At 71.4% G+C, this 15,945-nt stretch carries 13 protein-coding genes, 1 other RNA gene and 2 pseudogenes; 8 read left to right on the top strand and 8 right to left on the bottom strand.

The annotated features are described in order from the left end of the window. Positions 1–2: 2 nt before the first annotated feature. Positions 3–1,622, bottom strand: a complete 1,620-nt coding sequence (locus ACU6WZ_RS21050; RefSeq protein WP_447029663.1) for an alkaline phosphatase D family protein — start codon at positions 1,620–1,622, stop codon at positions 3–5. A gap of 92 nt (positions 1,623–1,714) precedes the next feature. Here ACU6WZ_RS21050 and ACU6WZ_RS21045 point away from each other — a divergent pair, with 92 nt between their 5' ends. The 4 genes from ACU6WZ_RS21045 (at position 1,715) to ACU6WZ_RS21030 (ending at position 5,923) form a co-directional block, all read left to right on the top strand. Then, positions 1,715–2,467: an SDR family oxidoreductase gene (locus tag ACU6WZ_RS21045; protein WP_447029662.1), complete on the top strand. Its 753-nt coding sequence runs from the start codon at positions 1,715–1,717 to the stop codon at positions 2,465–2,467. A gap of 32 nt (positions 2,468–2,499) precedes the next feature. After that, complete coding sequence (locus ACU6WZ_RS21040) at positions 2,500–2,919, top strand: YhjD/YihY/BrkB family envelope integrity protein (RefSeq protein ID WP_447029661.1); 420 nt, start codon at positions 2,500–2,502, stop codon at positions 2,917–2,919. Between the two features lie 71 nt (positions 2,920–2,990). Continuing rightward, positions 2,991–4,334, top strand: a complete 1,344-nt coding sequence (locus ACU6WZ_RS21035) for an IS4 family transposase (protein ID WP_447028847.1) — start codon at positions 2,991–2,993, stop codon at positions 4,332–4,334. 152 nt (positions 4,335–4,486) lie between these two features. Then, a complete protein-coding gene (locus tag ACU6WZ_RS21030; RefSeq protein ID WP_447029660.1) occupies positions 4,487–5,923 on the top strand; it encodes a glycosyltransferase family 2 protein in 1,437 nt (478 codons plus the stop codon). Positions 5,924–6,237: 314 nt separating this feature from the next. Here ACU6WZ_RS21030 and rnpB read toward each other — a convergent pair. Beyond that, an RNA gene (gene rnpB / locus ACU6WZ_RS21025) (RNase P RNA component class A) lies at positions 6,238–6,639 on the bottom strand. Between the two features lie 117 nt (positions 6,640–6,756). On the opposite strand from rnpB, the gene ACU6WZ_RS21020 reads away from it, so the two are divergent. Then, positions 6,757–7,515 carry a MerR family transcriptional regulator gene (locus ACU6WZ_RS21020; RefSeq protein ID WP_447029659.1) on the top strand — a complete coding sequence of 253 codons (759 nt, stop codon included), beginning with the start codon at positions 6,757–6,759 and terminating at the stop codon, positions 7,513–7,515. Next, on the top strand, positions 7,512–8,267 hold the full coding sequence (locus tag ACU6WZ_RS21015) for a hypothetical protein (RefSeq protein WP_447029657.1): 756 nt from the start codon (positions 7,512–7,514) through the stop codon (positions 8,265–8,267). The genes ACU6WZ_RS21020 and ACU6WZ_RS21015 overlap by 4 nt, the downstream gene beginning before the upstream one ends. Here the strand turns inward: ACU6WZ_RS21015 and ACU6WZ_RS21010 are convergent. Then, entirely contained in the window at positions 8,218–9,663 is a 1,446-nt protein-coding gene (locus ACU6WZ_RS21010) for an RNB domain-containing ribonuclease (RefSeq protein WP_447029656.1), read from the bottom strand. The two genes, ACU6WZ_RS21015 and ACU6WZ_RS21010, sit on opposite strands and share 50 nt — an antisense overlap. Before the next feature lie 404 nt (positions 9,664–10,067). Here ACU6WZ_RS21010 and yaaA point away from each other — a divergent pair, with 404 nt between their 5' ends. Next, complete coding sequence (yaaA, locus tag ACU6WZ_RS21005) at positions 10,068–10,865, top strand: peroxide stress protein YaaA (RefSeq protein WP_447029655.1); 798 nt, start codon at positions 10,068–10,070, stop codon at positions 10,863–10,865. Positions 10,866–10,996: 131 nt separating this feature from the next. Then, a pseudogene (locus ACU6WZ_RS21000) lies at positions 10,997–11,300 on the top strand (beta/alpha barrel domain-containing protein); the annotation flags it as partial. 42 nt (positions 11,301–11,342) lie between these two features. Here ACU6WZ_RS21000 and ACU6WZ_RS20995 read toward each other — a convergent pair. From ACU6WZ_RS20995 to ACU6WZ_RS20975, 5 genes and pseudogenes are all read right to left on the bottom strand, one after another. Then, a pseudogene (locus tag ACU6WZ_RS20995) lies at positions 11,343–11,998 on the bottom strand (class E sortase). A 70-nt stretch (positions 11,999–12,068) separates the two neighbouring features. After that, the gene (locus tag ACU6WZ_RS20990; RefSeq protein ID WP_447029654.1) at positions 12,069–13,256 is read right to left on the bottom strand and encodes a bifunctional RNase H/acid phosphatase; all 1,188 of its coding nucleotides are present in this window, start codon (positions 13,254–13,256) and stop codon (positions 12,069–12,071) included. A gap of 2 nt (positions 13,257–13,258) precedes the next feature. Further along, a complete protein-coding gene (locus ACU6WZ_RS20985) occupies positions 13,259–14,002 on the bottom strand; it encodes a zinc ribbon domain-containing protein (RefSeq protein WP_447034169.1) in 744 nt (247 codons plus the stop codon). Then, the gene (locus tag ACU6WZ_RS20980; RefSeq protein ID WP_447029652.1) at positions 13,999–14,835 is read right to left on the bottom strand and encodes a Nif3-like dinuclear metal center hexameric protein; all 837 of its coding nucleotides are present in this window, start codon (positions 14,833–14,835) and stop codon (positions 13,999–14,001) included. Before ACU6WZ_RS20980 ends, ACU6WZ_RS20985 begins: the two co-directional genes overlap by 4 nt. Before the next feature lie 53 nt (positions 14,836–14,888). Then, the gene (locus tag ACU6WZ_RS20975) at positions 14,889–15,917 is read right to left on the bottom strand and encodes an ABC transporter substrate-binding protein (RefSeq protein ID WP_447029650.1); all 1,029 of its coding nucleotides are present in this window, start codon (positions 15,915–15,917) and stop codon (positions 14,889–14,891) included. Between the last annotated feature and the right edge of the window lie 28 nt (positions 15,918–15,945).

The raw sequence follows: 15,945 nt of genomic DNA, 5'->3' as shown, positions 1-15,945 counted from the left end.
CGTCACGCGGGCTTCAGGCCCGGGTTGCCCGCTTCGGTGACGAAGGAGGCGGCAGTGGTGACGGGCGCGCCGGGGGTGGTGACCGCGGACACCGTGCGGAAGTCCGCGCGCGCCACGTCCGTCCCGAGTGTGATCGTCGTGTAGCCGCGCCGGCCGTCGTAGAACTTCAGATGCGCGTTGCCCTGCATCAGCCGGTCGTAGTTGGCGGGCCGCTCGGCGCCGTCCTTGCCGCTGGAGACGGACGTGGTGACGAGTTCGGTGCCGACGATCGGCGAGTCCGGGTTCTCGAAGTCCTTCTTGAGGTCGAAGGCGTACGCCACGTGGACGTCCCCGGTGAGCACCATCAGGTTGTCGACGCCCGCCGACTCGGCGCCCTCCAGTACGCGCCGCCGGGCAGCCGGATAGCCGTCCCAGGCGTCCATGCTGACCTTGGGGTCGCCCACGCTGCGCCGCCGGGCGAAGGTGACCTGCTGCGGTACGACGTTCCACAGCGCCCGCGAGGCGCGCCAGCCGTCGATGAGCCACCGCTCCTGCCCGGCGCCGGTCATCGTGCGCGAGGGGTCCTCGGATTGGGGGCCCGGGAGCTGCCAGCCGTCGCCGTACGCCTGGTTGGAGCGGTACTGGCGGGTGTCGAGGATGTCGAACTGGGCGAGGCGCCCGAACCGCAGCCGCCGGTAGAGCCGCATGTCGGCGCCGTCGGGGCGCTGCGGGGCGCGCAGCGGCTGGTTCTCCCAGTAGGCGCGGTACGCCGCCGCCCTGCGCAGCAGGAACTCCTCGGGCGGTACGTCGTTCTCGGGCTCGCCGCCCGCGTAGTTGTTCTCCGTCTCGTGGTCGTCCCAGGTGACGGCGAAGGCGTGCGCGGCGTGCGCGGCGATCAGATCGGGGTCGGACTTGTAGAGGGCGTACCGCAGCCGGTAGTCCTCCAGGGTGACCGTCTCGCGGTTGAAGTGCGCGGGCAGGCGGCGGCCGGTGTACGCGCGGGCGCCGCCGGTGGCGTTCACGGCGTACTCGTAGAGGTAGTCGCCGAGGTGGAAGACGACGTCGAGGTCCTCCTCCGCGAGGTGCTTGTACGGGGTGAAGTAGCCGTCGTGGTAGGCCTGGCAGGAGACCGCGGCCAGTCGCAGCTCGCTGATGCGGGCGCCGCGGGCGGGCGCCGTGCGGGTGCGGCCGACGGGGCTGATCCAGTCGCCGGCGCGGAAGCGGTAGTAGTAGACGCGGTCCGGGTCGAGCCCGCCGGTGTCGACGCGCACGCTGTGGTGGAACTCGGGGTGGGCGGTGACCTGGCCGCGCCTGACGGTGCGTCGGAACCGGGCGTCGTGCGCGAGTTCCCAGCGCACCTGGACGCGGGCCTTCGGCAGGCCGCTGTCCGGCTCGTACGGGCGGGGGGCGAGCCGCGTCCACAGGAGCACGGATCCGGGGAGCGGGTCGCCCGAAGCGACGCCCAGGGTGAAGGGGTCTTCGGTGATGCGTCTGGCGTCGAGGTCGGCGGCCTGCGCGGTCCCGGGCAGGTTGGTCGCGAACGCGAGCGCTGCGGCCGCTCCGGTGACGGTGAGGAATCCGCGGCGGTGGATGTGGCGTGCGGCGGCCCGCACCTCCTGGCCATGACCCGGTGTGATTGTCATCTGCCCCTCCCCTGACGGCTGTTGTCACAGATATTGGAGGGGAACGGAACGTCGTCACGCTTTCATGTACGTGTCACGTACGCTGCTGGGCCATGAACGCATCGACAAAGACCGCCGTCGTCACCGGAGCGGGCTCGGGCATCGGCCGGGCCGTCGCCCTCGCCCTGGCGGAAGCGGGCTGGTCCCTGGCCCTGACCGGGCGCCGGGTCGGACCGCTGGAGGAGACCGCCGCGTCCGCGGGAGGCGACCCGCTGGTCGTACCGGCGGACGTGTCGCGGCCCGAGGACGTGAACGCCCTGTTCGCAGCGGTGCGCGAGCGGTTCGGGCGACTCGACCTGCTCTTCAACAACGCGGGCACGTTCGGGCCGCGCGGGGTGTCGGTGGAGGACATCGGGTACGAGGAGTGGTGCACGGTCGTCGACGTCAACGTCACGGGCGCGTTCCTGTGCGCGCAGGCGGCGTTTCGCCAGATGAAGTATCAGGAGCCGCAGGGCGGGCGGATCGTCAACAACGGCTCGATCTCGGCGCACGCACCCCGGCCGCACTCCATCGCGTACACGACCACCAAGCACGCCATGACGGGGCTCACCAAGTCGCTGTCCCTGGACGGGCGGCCGTACCGGATCGCGTGCGGGCAGATCGACATCGGCAACGCGGCGACCGACATGACGGAGCGGATGCAGGCCGGGATTCTGCAGGCGAACGGTGAACTGATGGCGGAGCCGGTGATGGATGTGGCGGACGTGGCGCGCACGGTGCGTCACATGGCGGAGCTGCCGCTGGAGGCGAACGTCCAGTTCGCCACGGTGCTGGCGACGGCGATGCCGTATGTGGGGCGGGGGTGAGGCGCGGGAACCGGGAGCACTCAGTAGGCGGGATGCCGGTGAGCCGGCGCGTCTCAACGCGTCGGCCCACCTGGCGACTACATGGCCGCGCCAAGTGGCCGGTGATGCTGCTCATCGTCATCTTCGCCGTGCTCTACTACTCCTCGCTCAACGCGCCGCCGGTCGGCCTGAAATCGGTCCTCCCCGGTGCCGTGCTGGCGCTGGTCACCTGGCTCGTAGCCTCGGTCGCCTTCGCCTTGTACGTGGCCAACTTCGGTTCGTACAACAAAACGTACGGGGCCACTGGGCGGCATGATCGCGTTCCAGGTCTGGCTATGGGTCAATGCCGGGAAGCTTGGCTTGATCATCTCGTGTGCGGGCGCTGGATGCAGCGAAGCTCCTGTAGAACGAGCGATCTACCACGATCGACTTGTTCGGAACAGGAGCTTCGTTGTCTGGGGAGTCTGGCATAGAGGGGTCGTCGCGTGCGAGCGCGGGACAGACGGGGCAGCTGGGTGTGTTGCGCCAGGTTGTGACACGGCGGATGGTCACGGATGTGCTGGCGGCTTCCGGCCGCGGGGACCGGCGTAGTGACGGCAAACTCTGCGCGGTGACGTGTGTGTTCTTCGTGCTCGCGTTGACGCTGTTCCCGAGAGACGGCTACCGGTCGGTGCTGTCGAAGCTGGCCGGTGGGACGGCGCGGCTGGCCGCGCGGGGCCAGCTGGTCTCCTCCTCGGCGCTGCGGCAGCGCCGCGTCACGCTGGGCCCGGAGCCGTTCCGGTTACTGTTCGAGCGGATCGCCGGGCCGGTCGGCACGGTCGCGATGCCGGGGGTGTTCTGGCGGGGGCTTCGGCTGGCCTCGGTGGACGGCACGTTTCTCGAGGTCGCCGACACCGCGGTGAACGCGGTGTTCGGCCGGACCCGCAATCAGCGGCGGATCGCCGCGTTCCCCCAGGTCCGCCTGGTCGCGCTGATCGAGTGCGGGACCCGGGCGCTGCTCGGGGTGGCGTTCGACATCCGCCGGGTCTGTGAGCAGGACCTGACACGGCGCCTGCTGGACCGGATGCGCCCCGGGATGCTGGTCCTGGCCGACCGGGGATTCCCGGGCTGGCTGCTGTGGGTCGATGCCGCCGCCGGCGGGGCGGATCTGTTGTGGCGGATCTCGGCGGCGGTGCGGCTGGTCCCCGACGAGGTCCTGCCCGACGGCTCCTGGCTCGCGACCCGGCACGCGCACAAGAACATCACGAAAGCCCTGGCGGGGCGGCCCCGGTCGGTACGGATCCGGGTGATCGAGATGGTGGTCGTCATCGAGGCCGCCGACGGGTCACGACGCCATGAGCCCTACCGGCTCATCACCACCTTGCTCGACCCTGCGGCCTTCCCCGCCGGTGAACTGGCCGCACTGTATTCCCAGCGGTGGGAATCCGAGCTCGAATTCCGGGACTTGAAGATCACTCAGCGCGGGGCACGCGCCGTCCTGAGATCGAAGACACCCGCGCTGGTCAACCAGGAGATCTGGGCGTATCTCGTCACCCACCAGGCGATCCGCCGCACGATCAGTTCCACCGCCGCCGGCCACGGGCTCGATGCCGACCGGCTCTCCTTCACTGTCGCCCTGACCGTCGCCCGGGACACCGTGATCCGCACCACGGCGCGGATCGGCACCCACCTCGCCGAGATGACCACGTCGCTGCTGGCGAACCTGCGATCGGCCGAGCGACGCCTGCGGGTCTGCCCCCGGACCGTGAAACGCCCCAGCTCCATCTTCCCCTCGAAACCCGCCGGGCCGGCCAGCCGCAGCACAAAAATCACCGGATACGGGATCGAAATCATCCCACTCGACACAACCCCGCCGACCACCGCGGAGCCCGACAGCCACACGAGATGATCAAGCCAAGCTTCCCGGCATTGGGCTATGGGTCTGGCTCTGGGTCTGGCTATGGATCAGAACCTGGCACCCATGGCCTGGCCCGCCCGGCTGCCGACATCTCCATCGACGCTACGAGCACGGGGTGAGCACTTTTCGCCCGCGTCCGACTCGTGCACCGGTCCGTCAACAGCGGAGGCTGCGGGACTCCGCGGAACGACGGACTGCGCGAGGCAACCACCGACTACGTCATGTTCCTCGACAGCGACGACGAGCTCCCGTCCGGCGCTGTCGATGCCCTCCTCGCCGCCGCGACAAGGCACGACGCCCCCGTCGTGGCGGGCGCGTGCACACGCCGTGAGCTGCCCGAGATGCGTGACACCCCCTGGCAGTACGCACTGTTTCGGCGCCCGGCGGTCCTTGAGTCACCGGCCGAACTCTCTCTCTTGGTGCGCGACACGCTGTGCGTCAACAAGCTCTACTCACGCGCCTTCCTGTCACAGCACCAAGTCACCTTCCCCGAGGGAGCCTTTCGCTACGAGGACTTCGTGTTCACAGCCCGGGTGCTCGCGGCTTCGCCTCTTGTCGCGTTGATCCCTGACATGGTGTACGTCTGGCACGTGCGCCGTTCATCCGCGCACTCCTCGATCTCCCTCTCACGCGGTGGCGTTGACAACTGGCTCAGCAGGTTGGAGGCGCACCGCGGCGCGGTCGAGGTGTTCGAACAGAGCGGCCGACCGCACCTCTCCCATGCCGCGCGGGTGAAGTTTCTCGACCATGACCTGCGCATGTACGCCCGGGAGCTAGGCAGCCACAACAGCGAATACCGCGCCACATGGTGGCGGCTCACTCAGGATTACCTGGCCTCCTTCGACGAGTCGGTCTTGCGTTCTACCCCTCTCCCCGCGCGCTGGCTGGCTCGTTTTCTCATCAACGCTGAGCATCCGCGCGACCTGCCGCGGCTCGTCGGACTGGGCGATCACCCCGCCCGGCTTCTCCCGCCGTACCCACACGTGGACGGGAATCCGGTCTGGGCGGTAGATCTGCCCGATGTCGTTCTGGACAGCGTCGACGAGACGCCCTTGAGCCGACTGCCGGTCAGTATCGATGCCGAGCCGCGCATCGGAGCGAGCTCAAGGCTTCTGCACCTCACGGTTCACGAACTGTACGGGCGTCTGGGCGCAGCAGGCCCTAGAACCCTGGACATCGAACTCAGACGTAGGGACGACGGACGAATCGGCCTGAAGCGGACCGTCGCATTGCGCCGCGTGGCGCGGCATGGGCAGGACGGCGCGTCCTGGACCGCTGCAGTTGATCTGAGTGGACTGCATGGGCTCATCGGACGCCGAGCCCATGAGCCCGACGTATGGGACTTCTGGGCCCGACTTCGCTGCGCGGACGGCTCCTCGGTTTATACCGCTCTCCGGGCTACCGGGGCAGGGCTGCGGCGTGCTGTCGTGCCGGACAGACACCATGGGGTAATGCTGATCCAGCCGTACGCGACCGTCGGCGGCTCGCTCGCCGTGAGGATCGCGCCCGGTCCGGCGGCAGCGACTGTGGTTGTCACCCGGAGGCTCCGCCGTCTTATGAGCGGAGCGACGAAGCACTGAACAGCGAGCGGGCTCGCTTCCGCGTTGACCTCCCCGAGCCGGGCGCCGGGGGCGTGCCCGGAAACCGGGAGGCCTGGGTCGCGTCAGAGGACGGAGGTGTCGGCTGCGGTGAAGGCCGCCGCCGGTGATGCCGGCTTGGCTCCGTCGAGGCATCGCGGGCCGCGGGTGCGCCTCCAACAGACCGGAGCGGTTCACCAGGCCGCTGCTCTGGCCTGTCACCAGCGCTGTCTGAAAGCGACACACCTCGGCTGTGTGGCCATCGCCACCGACGACGAGCGTCGGAGGCCCATCGAGGGCAAAACCGCAAGTGGCGGCAGACGAGTCGGGCTGTACGCCGGGTTTTGTCGCCCGGGCGCCTCGCGGCGGCCGGGGAGACGGCCATCCATCTAGGACCGGCGTTGCCGCCGGCCTCGTGCGGTCTACCCGCGGACTCGGGCGAGCAGCCCTCGGTCGTCCGCGCGAGGCCGTCTCGCGACGGCCTCTCTTGACCTTGCTCCAGGTGGGGTTTACCTAGCCGCCTGAGTCACCTCAGGCGCTGGTGGTCTCTTACACCACCGTTTCACCCTTACCGAGGACCGAAGCCCCCGGCGGTCTGTTTTCTGTGGCACTGTCCCGCGGGTCACCCCGGGTGGCCGTTAGCCACCACCTTGCCCTGTGGAGCCCGGACGTTCCTCGGGGAGATCCGGGGATCCCCACGCGGCCGTCCGCCCGGCTCGTCTGCCGTGCCGACCATGCTACCCGGCGGGCGGCGGCCGTTCGGACGCGGCTCGGCCGCTCACAGTGGGCTCGCGGCTGCTTGACCTTGCCGCAGCGTCAGGGTTTCTACTGGCGTCATGCGTATCGGAGAACTCGCCGCGCTCGCCGGGGTCACCCCCCGCGCCGTGCGGCATTACCACCACCAGGGCCTGCTGCCCGAGCCCCCTCGGCTGGCCAACGGCTACCGCGTGTACGGGGTGCGGCACGCCGTCCTGCTGGCGCGAATCAGGCGGCTCACGGAGATCGGGTTCGGCCTGGACGAGGTCCGGGACGTGCTCGCCGACGACGCCGGGACCGAGCTCGTCGACGTACTGCGGGAACTGGAATCCGACCTGGCGCGCCAGGAGGCGCAGATCCGGCTGCGGCGCGAGCGGCTGGCCAAGGTGCTGGCGCAGGCCGAGGCCGGGACGCTGCCCGCCGAGGGTCCCGTGCCGCCGGCGCTCGCGGAACTCCTGGGCGGGCTGCCGGTCACCGATTCGCCGTCGGCGGCGAAGGACCGGGACCATCTGACGCTGCTGGCAGGCCTGGCGGACAGCGACCGGATCATGGCCGCGCTCGCGCCCATGACGCAGGACCCGTCCGTGCCGGCGCTGTACGAGCGGCTGGACGCCCTCGCCGACGCCGCGCCGGACGACCCCCGGATCGGGCCGCTCGCCGACGCGCTCGCGGCGGCGGTGCCCGACGCGGTGCTGGCGGCGATCCCGGCGGAGGGCCCTGCCGTCGCGGCGGGGGCGTACGGGGAGGCGATGCTGGCGGACTTCGCTCCGGCGCAGGCCGCGGTCGTACGCCGGGTCATGGAGCTGCTCGCGGCGAGGGTGAAGCGGTGCTTGCGATGAGGGGGTGGAGAGGGCGGGGCTCGGTGCGGGGCGCCGTCCCCGCGTGGGCCCGGCGGCTCGTGGCGCACGAGGTGCGGGCGCTGCACAGCCTCGCGCTGTGGGTGGCCAGGCGGCGGCACGGGGCCGGGCCGGGGGCGTACTCGGCGGCGTACACCGGGCCGCAGACCGCGCTCCTCTTCGGCCTCGTCTTCGTCGCCGTTGTCGAGACGGTCGTGCTGGCGCTCCTGATCCCGTGGCCGGCGGTGCACCGGATCGTGCTGTTCGTGGACGTCTACACCGTGATCCAGATCCTGGGGCTGCACGCCGCGTGCGTGACCCGCCCGCATGTCGTCGGCGCGGACGGTTCGCTGCGGATCCGGTACGGCGGTTTCTGGGACGTACAGGTGCCGGCCGCCTCCGTCCGGTCGGTGCGCGTCGATGCGCGCTACTCCCACACGAAGCAGGACGGTGTCCTCGGCCTCACCGTGGGCGGGCAGACGAACGTCACCGTCGAGCTGGCCGAGCCGCTCCCCTACGCGCGGCCGCTCGGCAGGAGTGGGCAGGCGCGCGTCGCGGTGCGACTGCACGCGGACGATCCGCGCGGGTTCGTGGCCGCCGCGCGAGCGGCTGCGGGTGGAGCGGCCGCGGGTAGGGCGGGTGCGGATGCCGGCGTGGGTGCCGGAGCGGCCGAAGCGGCTGCGGGGGCCGGTGTGGAAGCCGCCGTCACGCCGGAGCGAACAGGACCTTCGCCGCGCCCGGGTCCGCCTGCGTGAGGCGGACCCTGATCCGCTCCCCCAGGGGCAGGTCGCCGTCGCCGCCCTCGACGCGTGCCACCACCGCCACCTCCTCCAGGTGGACCGTACCGACCGCCCGGTCGTGGTCCTTGACGTCCACGACGCGGGCGTCGAAGATCTCACCCACCCGGTCCTTGAGCAGCGCCGCCTCCGCGAGGTCGACGCACTCGCGCTCCACAGTGTTCGCGCGCCGCGCCCCCTCCGCCATCTCCCGGGGGAGGCCGGGCAGCGCGTCGCGTACCCACCCCGGCGGCTCCTCGCCCGCGACGGCGGCGAGGCACAGCTCGCCCACGTACCGGTCGACGAGGCGGCGCAGCGGGGCGGTGCAGTGCCCGTACGGGGCCGCGACGGCAGCGTGGACGGCCTGGTCGGGGATCTCGCCGTTCTCGAACACCGTGTACCCGGCGCCGCGCAGCAGCGTCGTGCACTCCTGAAGGAACGCTGCGTGCGGGGCTCGCGTCGGATCCAGTGCGCGCACGATCTCGGCGTACGACGTGTGGTGCGGCCACTCGATGCGCAGCGCCTTCGCCGACTGGCGCAGCCGTGCCACCGCGCCGTCGGGGGCGGCGGGCAGCGTGCGCAGGATGCCGGTGCCGGCCGCCGTCATCAGGTCGGCGGCGGCCATGCCGGTGAGCAGCGAGATCTGCGCGTTCCAGCCCTCGGCGGGCAGCTTGGCGCGGTAGCCGAGGATGTACGAGCCGCGGTGCTCGACGATCTCCTGCTCGGGGACGTTCAGCGAGATCCCGCCGCGCTCCCGCTCCCGCGCCTCCCGGAGCAGCCCCACGGCGCGCAGCAACGCGACGGGTTCCTCGGCGGTGCCGTCGTCGATCCGGCGCTGAACGGTGGCGTAGTCGAGCCTGGCCCTGCTGCGTACGAGCGCGCGGCGCACGTCGACCGCCTCGGCGCGGCCGTCCGCGTCGAGGTCGATGCGCCAGAGCAGGGCGGGCGCCGTCTGGCCGGGGAGCAGGCTGGCCGCGCCCTCGGAAAGGCGGGGCGGGTGCAGGGGGATCTTGGCGTCCGGGAAGTAGAGGGTCTGCACCCTGCGGTGCGACTCGGCGTCCAGGAGGCCGCCGGGGGTGACGAAGGCCGCCACATCGGCGATCGCGTAGTGCACGCGGTAGCCGGCGCTGTTGTCCCGGCGGGACAGGTGCATCGCCTGGTCCAGGTCGACCGAGCCGGGCGGGTCGACGGTGAAGAGCGGGATGCCGGTCTCGTCGGCGGTGGGCAGGCGGGGGGACGCGGCGGCCTGCTCCGCCTCCGCGAGGACCTCGGCGGGGAAGTTCTCCGGCACGTCGAGTGTGCTGCGCAGCGCGCCCAGTGCTGCCCGGAGGGGGACCTCGGGGGCGCCGGTCACGTGGATATGGCGACGGGGCATGGTCCGAGCGTAGGTGGGGTGGGACGGGGTGGCATGGCGGGAGCGGCTTACGGCCTGGTGTGCGATAGGGGGTGGATCAGCCCGCGACGCCGCGGGGAATTGTCAGACACCCCCTAGCTTGAGATTTAACCTCGCCGCTCGAACACGACCGCAAGTCGGCTTCACGGAACCAGCATGCGCACCGTTTGTCCCGACTTGCTTAGATTTCCGACTGTGCTGCGGAGCCTGCTCGTGCGGCAGGAAGGGCTGGTCGGAGCTGTTCGAATCCGGAGGTTAAATCTCAAGCTAGGGCGTTTCGCCAACGCGGCGAGGTGCCGTAGCCGGCGTCGCGGGCCCGTCCCCCCTCGCGCACCAGGCCGTTACCCTGGCATGTTCGTGGGTGCGCATCCGAAGGAGTCCTGAACGTGCTTGTGCTGTTGCCGCCGTCCGAGGGAAAGGCCCCCAGTGGGTCGGGTGCTCCCCTGAAACCGGAGTCACTTTCGCTGCCGGAACTGGCCGGAGCGCGGGCCGCGGTGCTGGACGAACTGGTCGAGTTGTGCGCCGCCGACGAGGAGAAGGCGCGGGTCGTCCTCGGGCTCAGCGAGGGGCTGCGCGGCGAGATCGCCAAGAACCTGGAGCTGCGGAGCGCGGGGGCGCGGCCTGCCGGGGAGATCTACACGGGCGTGCTGTACGACGCTCTGGGCCTGGCCACGCTGGATGCCGCCGCGCGTCGGCGGGCCCGGCAGTCGCTGCTGGTGTTCTCCGGGCTGTGGGGCGCGGTGGGGGTGGGCGACCGGATCCCCTCGTACCGGTGCTCCATGGGCGTGAAGCTGCCGGGGCTCGGGGCGCTGGGGGCGTACTGGCGGGCGCCGATGGCTGCCGCGATGCCGGTGGCCGCGGGCGACGGGCTGGTGCTCGACCTGCGCTCTTCGGCGTACGCGGCGGCGTGGCGGCCGAAGGGGGAGCTTGCCGGGCGGACTGCGACGGTGCGGGTGCTGCAGGCGGTCGTGGACGCGGACGGGGTGGAGCGGCGGTCCGTCGTCAGCCACTTCAACAAGGCGACGAAGGGCCGGATCGTACGGGACCTGCTGGCGGCGGGAGCTGCGCCGGCGGGGCCGGCGGAGCTGGTGCCGGTGCTGCGGGACCTGGGGTACATCGTGGAGGCGGCGGCTGGGGCGGGGAAGGCGTGGGCGCTGGATGTGGTGGTGCGGGACGTTCACTGAGGTGGGGTGGGGTGCTCGCTGAGGTGGGGCGTGCGTTGTGTTCGCTGAGGTGGTGCGTGCGCTGAGGTGCGGCGTTGCGTTGTGTGCAACGGGCGTTGCGGTGGGTGTGGGGGTTCGGCGGGATGGCTCGGATGACTTCCGTGCTGGATCTTGCGCCCGTCGTTCCTGTTGTCGTGCTGGAGGATGTGGCCGACGCGGTGCCGCTCGCGCGGGCGCTGGTCGTGAGCGGACTGCCGGCGATCGAGGTGACGCTGCGGACACCGGGGGCGCTCGACGCGATCCGGGCCATCGCCCTGTGAGGTGCCGGACGCGGTGGTCGGGGCGGGCGCGGTGATCACGCCGGGCGGGGTGGCGGACGCGGTGGCGCCGGGGGCGCGGTTCTTGGTCAGCCCCGGATGGACGGATGCGCTGCTGGAGGCGATGCGGGGGTCCGGGGCCTGCCGGGGGTTTCTACGGCCTCGGCCCAGACCCCGCGATTCACTCGGGTTGCAGTACGCCGACCTTGTCTATGCGGTGCTCGGGGTTGCCCTTGGCGTCGCGCCAGAAGTTGCCGGCTGCGTCGTCTTCCGGGGTGGCGCACGTGGAGATCGTGATCATGGCGTCGGTGGGCTTCTCGCCGGGGGCGCCCGGGACCGCCGCCCGCTGTTCGGCGAGGGACTTCTCGGAGCGGAACGACGTCGACCTGGTCTCGGTGATCTTGTACTCGTGGACCGCGCCGTTGGAGGTGACGAAGACGGAGTCGCCGCTTCGCAGGGACGGGAGGTCGCGCAGGGGCCTCCGGCCGACAGGCGGTGGGCCGTTATCAGGTAGTTGCCGACCTCGCCGGGGCCCACTCCGCCACGGTCGCCGTACGGGCTGGCCGCCACGCCCCGGTTCTGGATCCGAGTGCCGGGCCAGTCGTCGGTCATTCCCTCGTAAGGGACCACACGGAGGTTGTCGACGCCCAGGGAGGGGATGTCGAGCAGGGCCGTGGTCCGGTTGGGCTCGGGCGGGTCCGGTGTCGCTGACGCCCGGGGGGTTGATTGCGGCGCGGTGGGGAGCCGGTCGGCTGCGCCGCTGGTGGGGGCGCAGCCGAGCGACGCGGCCGTGAGGGTCGCTGCGAACGCGAGGGTGAAGGCGCGGGGACTGAACATGACACGCTCCAGCGCCGCCGGGGTGTTCAGGTTCAACGCCACGGGTGTGGTGGGTGTTCCCCCGCCCCGCTCAGCGCAGGTGGGACGTGTCGTTCAAAAGGCGCAGCGAGGCGTTGCCGTCCGTGTAGTACGCCACCGCCGAGAGTGACGCCGCAGCCAGTTCCATCCGGAACAGCGACTCCGGCGGGGCGCCCAGGGCCAGGCGGACCAGGGTCTTGACCGGGGTGACGTGGGTGACGACCAGGACCGTGCGGCCCGCGTGGCGGGTCAGCAGCTGGTCGCGGGTCGCGGAGACCCGCCGCGCCACCGACGCGAAGCTTTCGCCGCCGCCGGTCGGGGCTGCCTCGGGGGACGCCAGCCAGGCGTTGAGGTCGTCGGCGTAACGCTCCCTGACCTCGGCGTACGTCAGGCCCTCCCACCGGCCGAAGTCCGTCTCGCGCAGGCCTTCCTCGGTCGTCACGTCCAGGCCGAGCCGCGCCGCCACCGCGTCCGCCGTCTCGCGGCAGCGGCGCAGGGGCGAGCTGACGATCGCCTGGATGGTGCCGCGCGCGGCGAGGGACGCCGCTACCGCCTCGGCCTGGCGGCGGCCGACCGGGGAGAGCTCCGGGTCCGTGCCGCCGCTGCCGGAGAACCGCTTCTCGGGGGTGAGGAGGGTCTCGCCGTGGCGCAGGAGGACGAGGGTGGCCGGGGTGCCCAGGTCCGCCGAGGCCGACCAGCCGGTGGAGGTGGGTGCGGTGGTGGCCGTGAGGGCGGCCCTGGCCTTGGCCGCGCCCGCCTTCGCGTCGCCCACCACGCGCGGAGGGGTGTTCAGGGCCGCCATGGAGGCCGACGGCTCCCACTGTTTGCCCTTCTTGCCGGCGTCCATCGCCTCGTTGGCCAGGCGATCCGCGTGCTTGTTCTTCTCCCGGGGGATCCACTGGTAGGTGACCTGGGAGCGCGGCAGGACCGTCGCCGCCTCGGCGGCCAGCGGCTTCATGTCCGGATGCTTGATCTTCCAGCGGCCGGACATCTGCTCGACGACGAGCTTGGAGTCCATGCGGACCAGGACGATCGCGTCGGGCGCGAGGGCGTGCGCCGCGCGCAGGCCCGCGATCAGGCCCTTGTACTCGGCGACGTTGTTGGTGGCGACGCCGATGTACTCGGCGGCCTCGGCGAGCGTGTCCCCCGTGTCCGGGTCGAGTACGACCGCGCCGTAGCCGGCCGGCCCCGGGTTGCCCCGGGAGCCGCCGTCCGCCTCGATGACGAGGCTGCGTGCCATGACTACAGGCCGGAATCGGACGTACGGACAAGGATGCGGCGGCAGTTCTCGCAGCGCAGCACCGTGTCGGAGGCAGCCGCACGTACCTCGTTGACCTCGGTGATGTTCAGCTCCAACTGGCAGCCTTCGCAGCGGCGCCTGTACAGGCGGGCCGCGCCGACGCCGCCGGACTGGACGCGCAGCTTCTCGTACAGCTTGAGGAGGTCGGCGGGGATGGTCGCGGACGCCACCTCGCGCTCCTTGGTGACGGTGGCGATGTCGCCGTCGATCTGCTCGAACGCGGCCTCGCGTCGCGTCGTGGCGTCGTCGGTCTTGGCCTGGACGGAGGAGACTCGGTCGCTCAGCTCGGTGACCCGCTCCTGGATGGACTCGCGGCGCTCCATGACTTCGAGGACCACGTCCTCCAGGTCGCCCTGGCGCTTGGCGAGCGAGACGATCTCGCGCTGGAGGTTCTCCAGGTCCTTGGGGGACGAGACCGCGCCGGAGTCAAGGCGCTGCTGGTCGCGTACGGCGCGCTGGCGCACCTGGTCGACGTCCTGCTCGGCCTTGGTCTGCTCGCGGGTGGTGTCGCTCTCCTCGGTCTGCGCGGCGACCAGCAGGTCGCGCAGCTGGGCGAGGTCCTTGGTGAGGGATTCCAGCTCGGCGTGCTCGGGCAGGGACTTGCGCCGGTGGGCGAGCTGGGACAGCCGGAGGTCGAGGGCCTGGACGTCGAGGAGGCGGATCTGGTCGGCGGGTGCGGCGTTTATTTGGGGGCTCCAGAAGAGTGGTGGGAGGTCCAGGGGTCTGTGACTGTCGTGGAGACGTGCACGCGCAGGTCCCAGCCGTGACGGTCGGAAATCTCGTCGAGCTGCGCCGCGGCCTGCTCGCACCAGGGCCATTCGGTGGCCCAGTGCGCCGCGTCGATCAGCGCGAGCGGGGTGTTCTCGCGGGCCTCGGAGGCCGGGTGGTGGCGCAGGTCCGCCGTGACGAAGGCGTCGGCGCCGGACGCGGATACGTCGGCGAAGAGGCTGTCGCCCGAGCCGCCGCTGACGGCGACGGTGCTGATGAGCGCGTCCGGGTCGCCGGCAACCCGGACGCCCTGCGCGGTGGCGGGCAGCCGGGCGGCGACCCTGGCGGCGAAGTGGGCCAGCGTGGCCGGTGGGTCGAGTGCGCAGATACGGCCGAGGCCCCGGCGGCCCGCGGGGTCCGTGGGATCGGGCACCAGCGGCCCGGTGACCCGCAGGTCGAGCGCGCCCGCGAGGGCGTCGGAGACGCCGGGGTCGGCGCTGTCGGCGTTGGTGTGGGCGACGTGCAGCGCGATGTCGTGCTTGATGAGGGTGTGCACGGCGCGGCCCTTGAAGGTGGACGCCGCGACCGTCGTCGTACCGCGCAGATAGAGCGGGTGATGGGTGACGAGGAGGTTCGCGCCGAGCCTCACGGCTTCGTCGACGGTCTCCTGCACCGGGTCGACGGCGAACAGGACCCGGGCCACCTCGGCGTCGGGTTCGCCGCAGACCGTACCGACCGCGTCCCAGCTTTCGGCCCGGTCGGGGGGCCAGAGGGCGTCGAGGGCAGCGATGACTTCAGACAGACGGGGCACGGGGACAGGTTACCCGCGCTCCGCACCCCGTCTGCCGGGCGGCCGGACCGGGCCTACTTGACGAGGTGGCCGCGGAGGTCGTCGAGGGCCTTGTCGGCGGCGGTGACGCCGAGACCGAGGTACCAGGTCTCGTCCGGTACGTCCTTGGCCTGCCCGTTCTTCACGGCGCCGAGCTTCTTCCAGAGGGCGTTGTCCTCGGCCTTGTCCTGGCTGGTGGCCTTCGGGTCGCCGTAGACACCGGTGAAGATCCAGTCGGCGTCGGCCTCGTCGATCTTCTCGGGGCTGATCTCGGCGGCGAGGTCGTTGATCTGCTGGTTCTTGGGGCGCGGCACGCCGGCGTCCTCAAGGATGGTGCCGATGAACGAGGCCTTCGCGTACAGGCGGATCATGCCGGGGAGGTAGCGGACCATCGAGACGGTCGGCTTCTTCTCGCCGAGGTCGGCGCCGAGCTGCTTCGCCTTCTTCTCGAACGCGCCGAGCTTGGTCTTCGCCTCCGCGCCCTTGTCGAGGGCCGCGGCGTTGAGGAGGTAGTTCTCCTTCCACGTGAAGCCGGGGCGGATGGAGAAGACCGTCGGGGCGATGGTCGACAGTTCCTTGTACTTGTCGGCGGCGCGCAGCTGGCTGCCGAGGATCAGGTCGGGCTTGAGGGCCGCGATCGCTTCGAGGTTGAGGCTGTTGATGGTGCCGACGCTCTTGGGCTTGCCGGCGTCCTCGGCGAGGTAGCCGGGGACGCCCTCGTCGCCTTCGGCGGGCGCGTAACCGACGGGCTTGACGCCCAGCGACACGACGTTGTCCAGCTCGCCGACGTCGAGGACTACGACGCGCTTGGGCGCGGCTTCGAGGTCGGTGCTGCCCATGGCGTGGGTGACGGTGCGCGGGAACTCACCGGCCTTGGCGTCCGTGCCGTACGCGGCGGTCTTGGCGGCGGCGTCGCCGAAGTCCTCGCCGCCCTGCGCGACGGATTCCTTGCCGCTGCCGTCCTTCTTCCCGCCCGTGTCGCCGCTTCCGGAGCAGGCGGCGAGCGAGAGCGCCGCGGCCACGGCGAGGGAGACGGCTGCGGTGCTGCGGCGTCGTATGGACATCAAGGCTCCTGAGCGGGTCGAGCGAGTG

The organism is Streptomyces hypolithicus (assembly GCF_052934925.1).
This window is presented reverse-complemented; position numbering and strand designations above follow the sequence as displayed.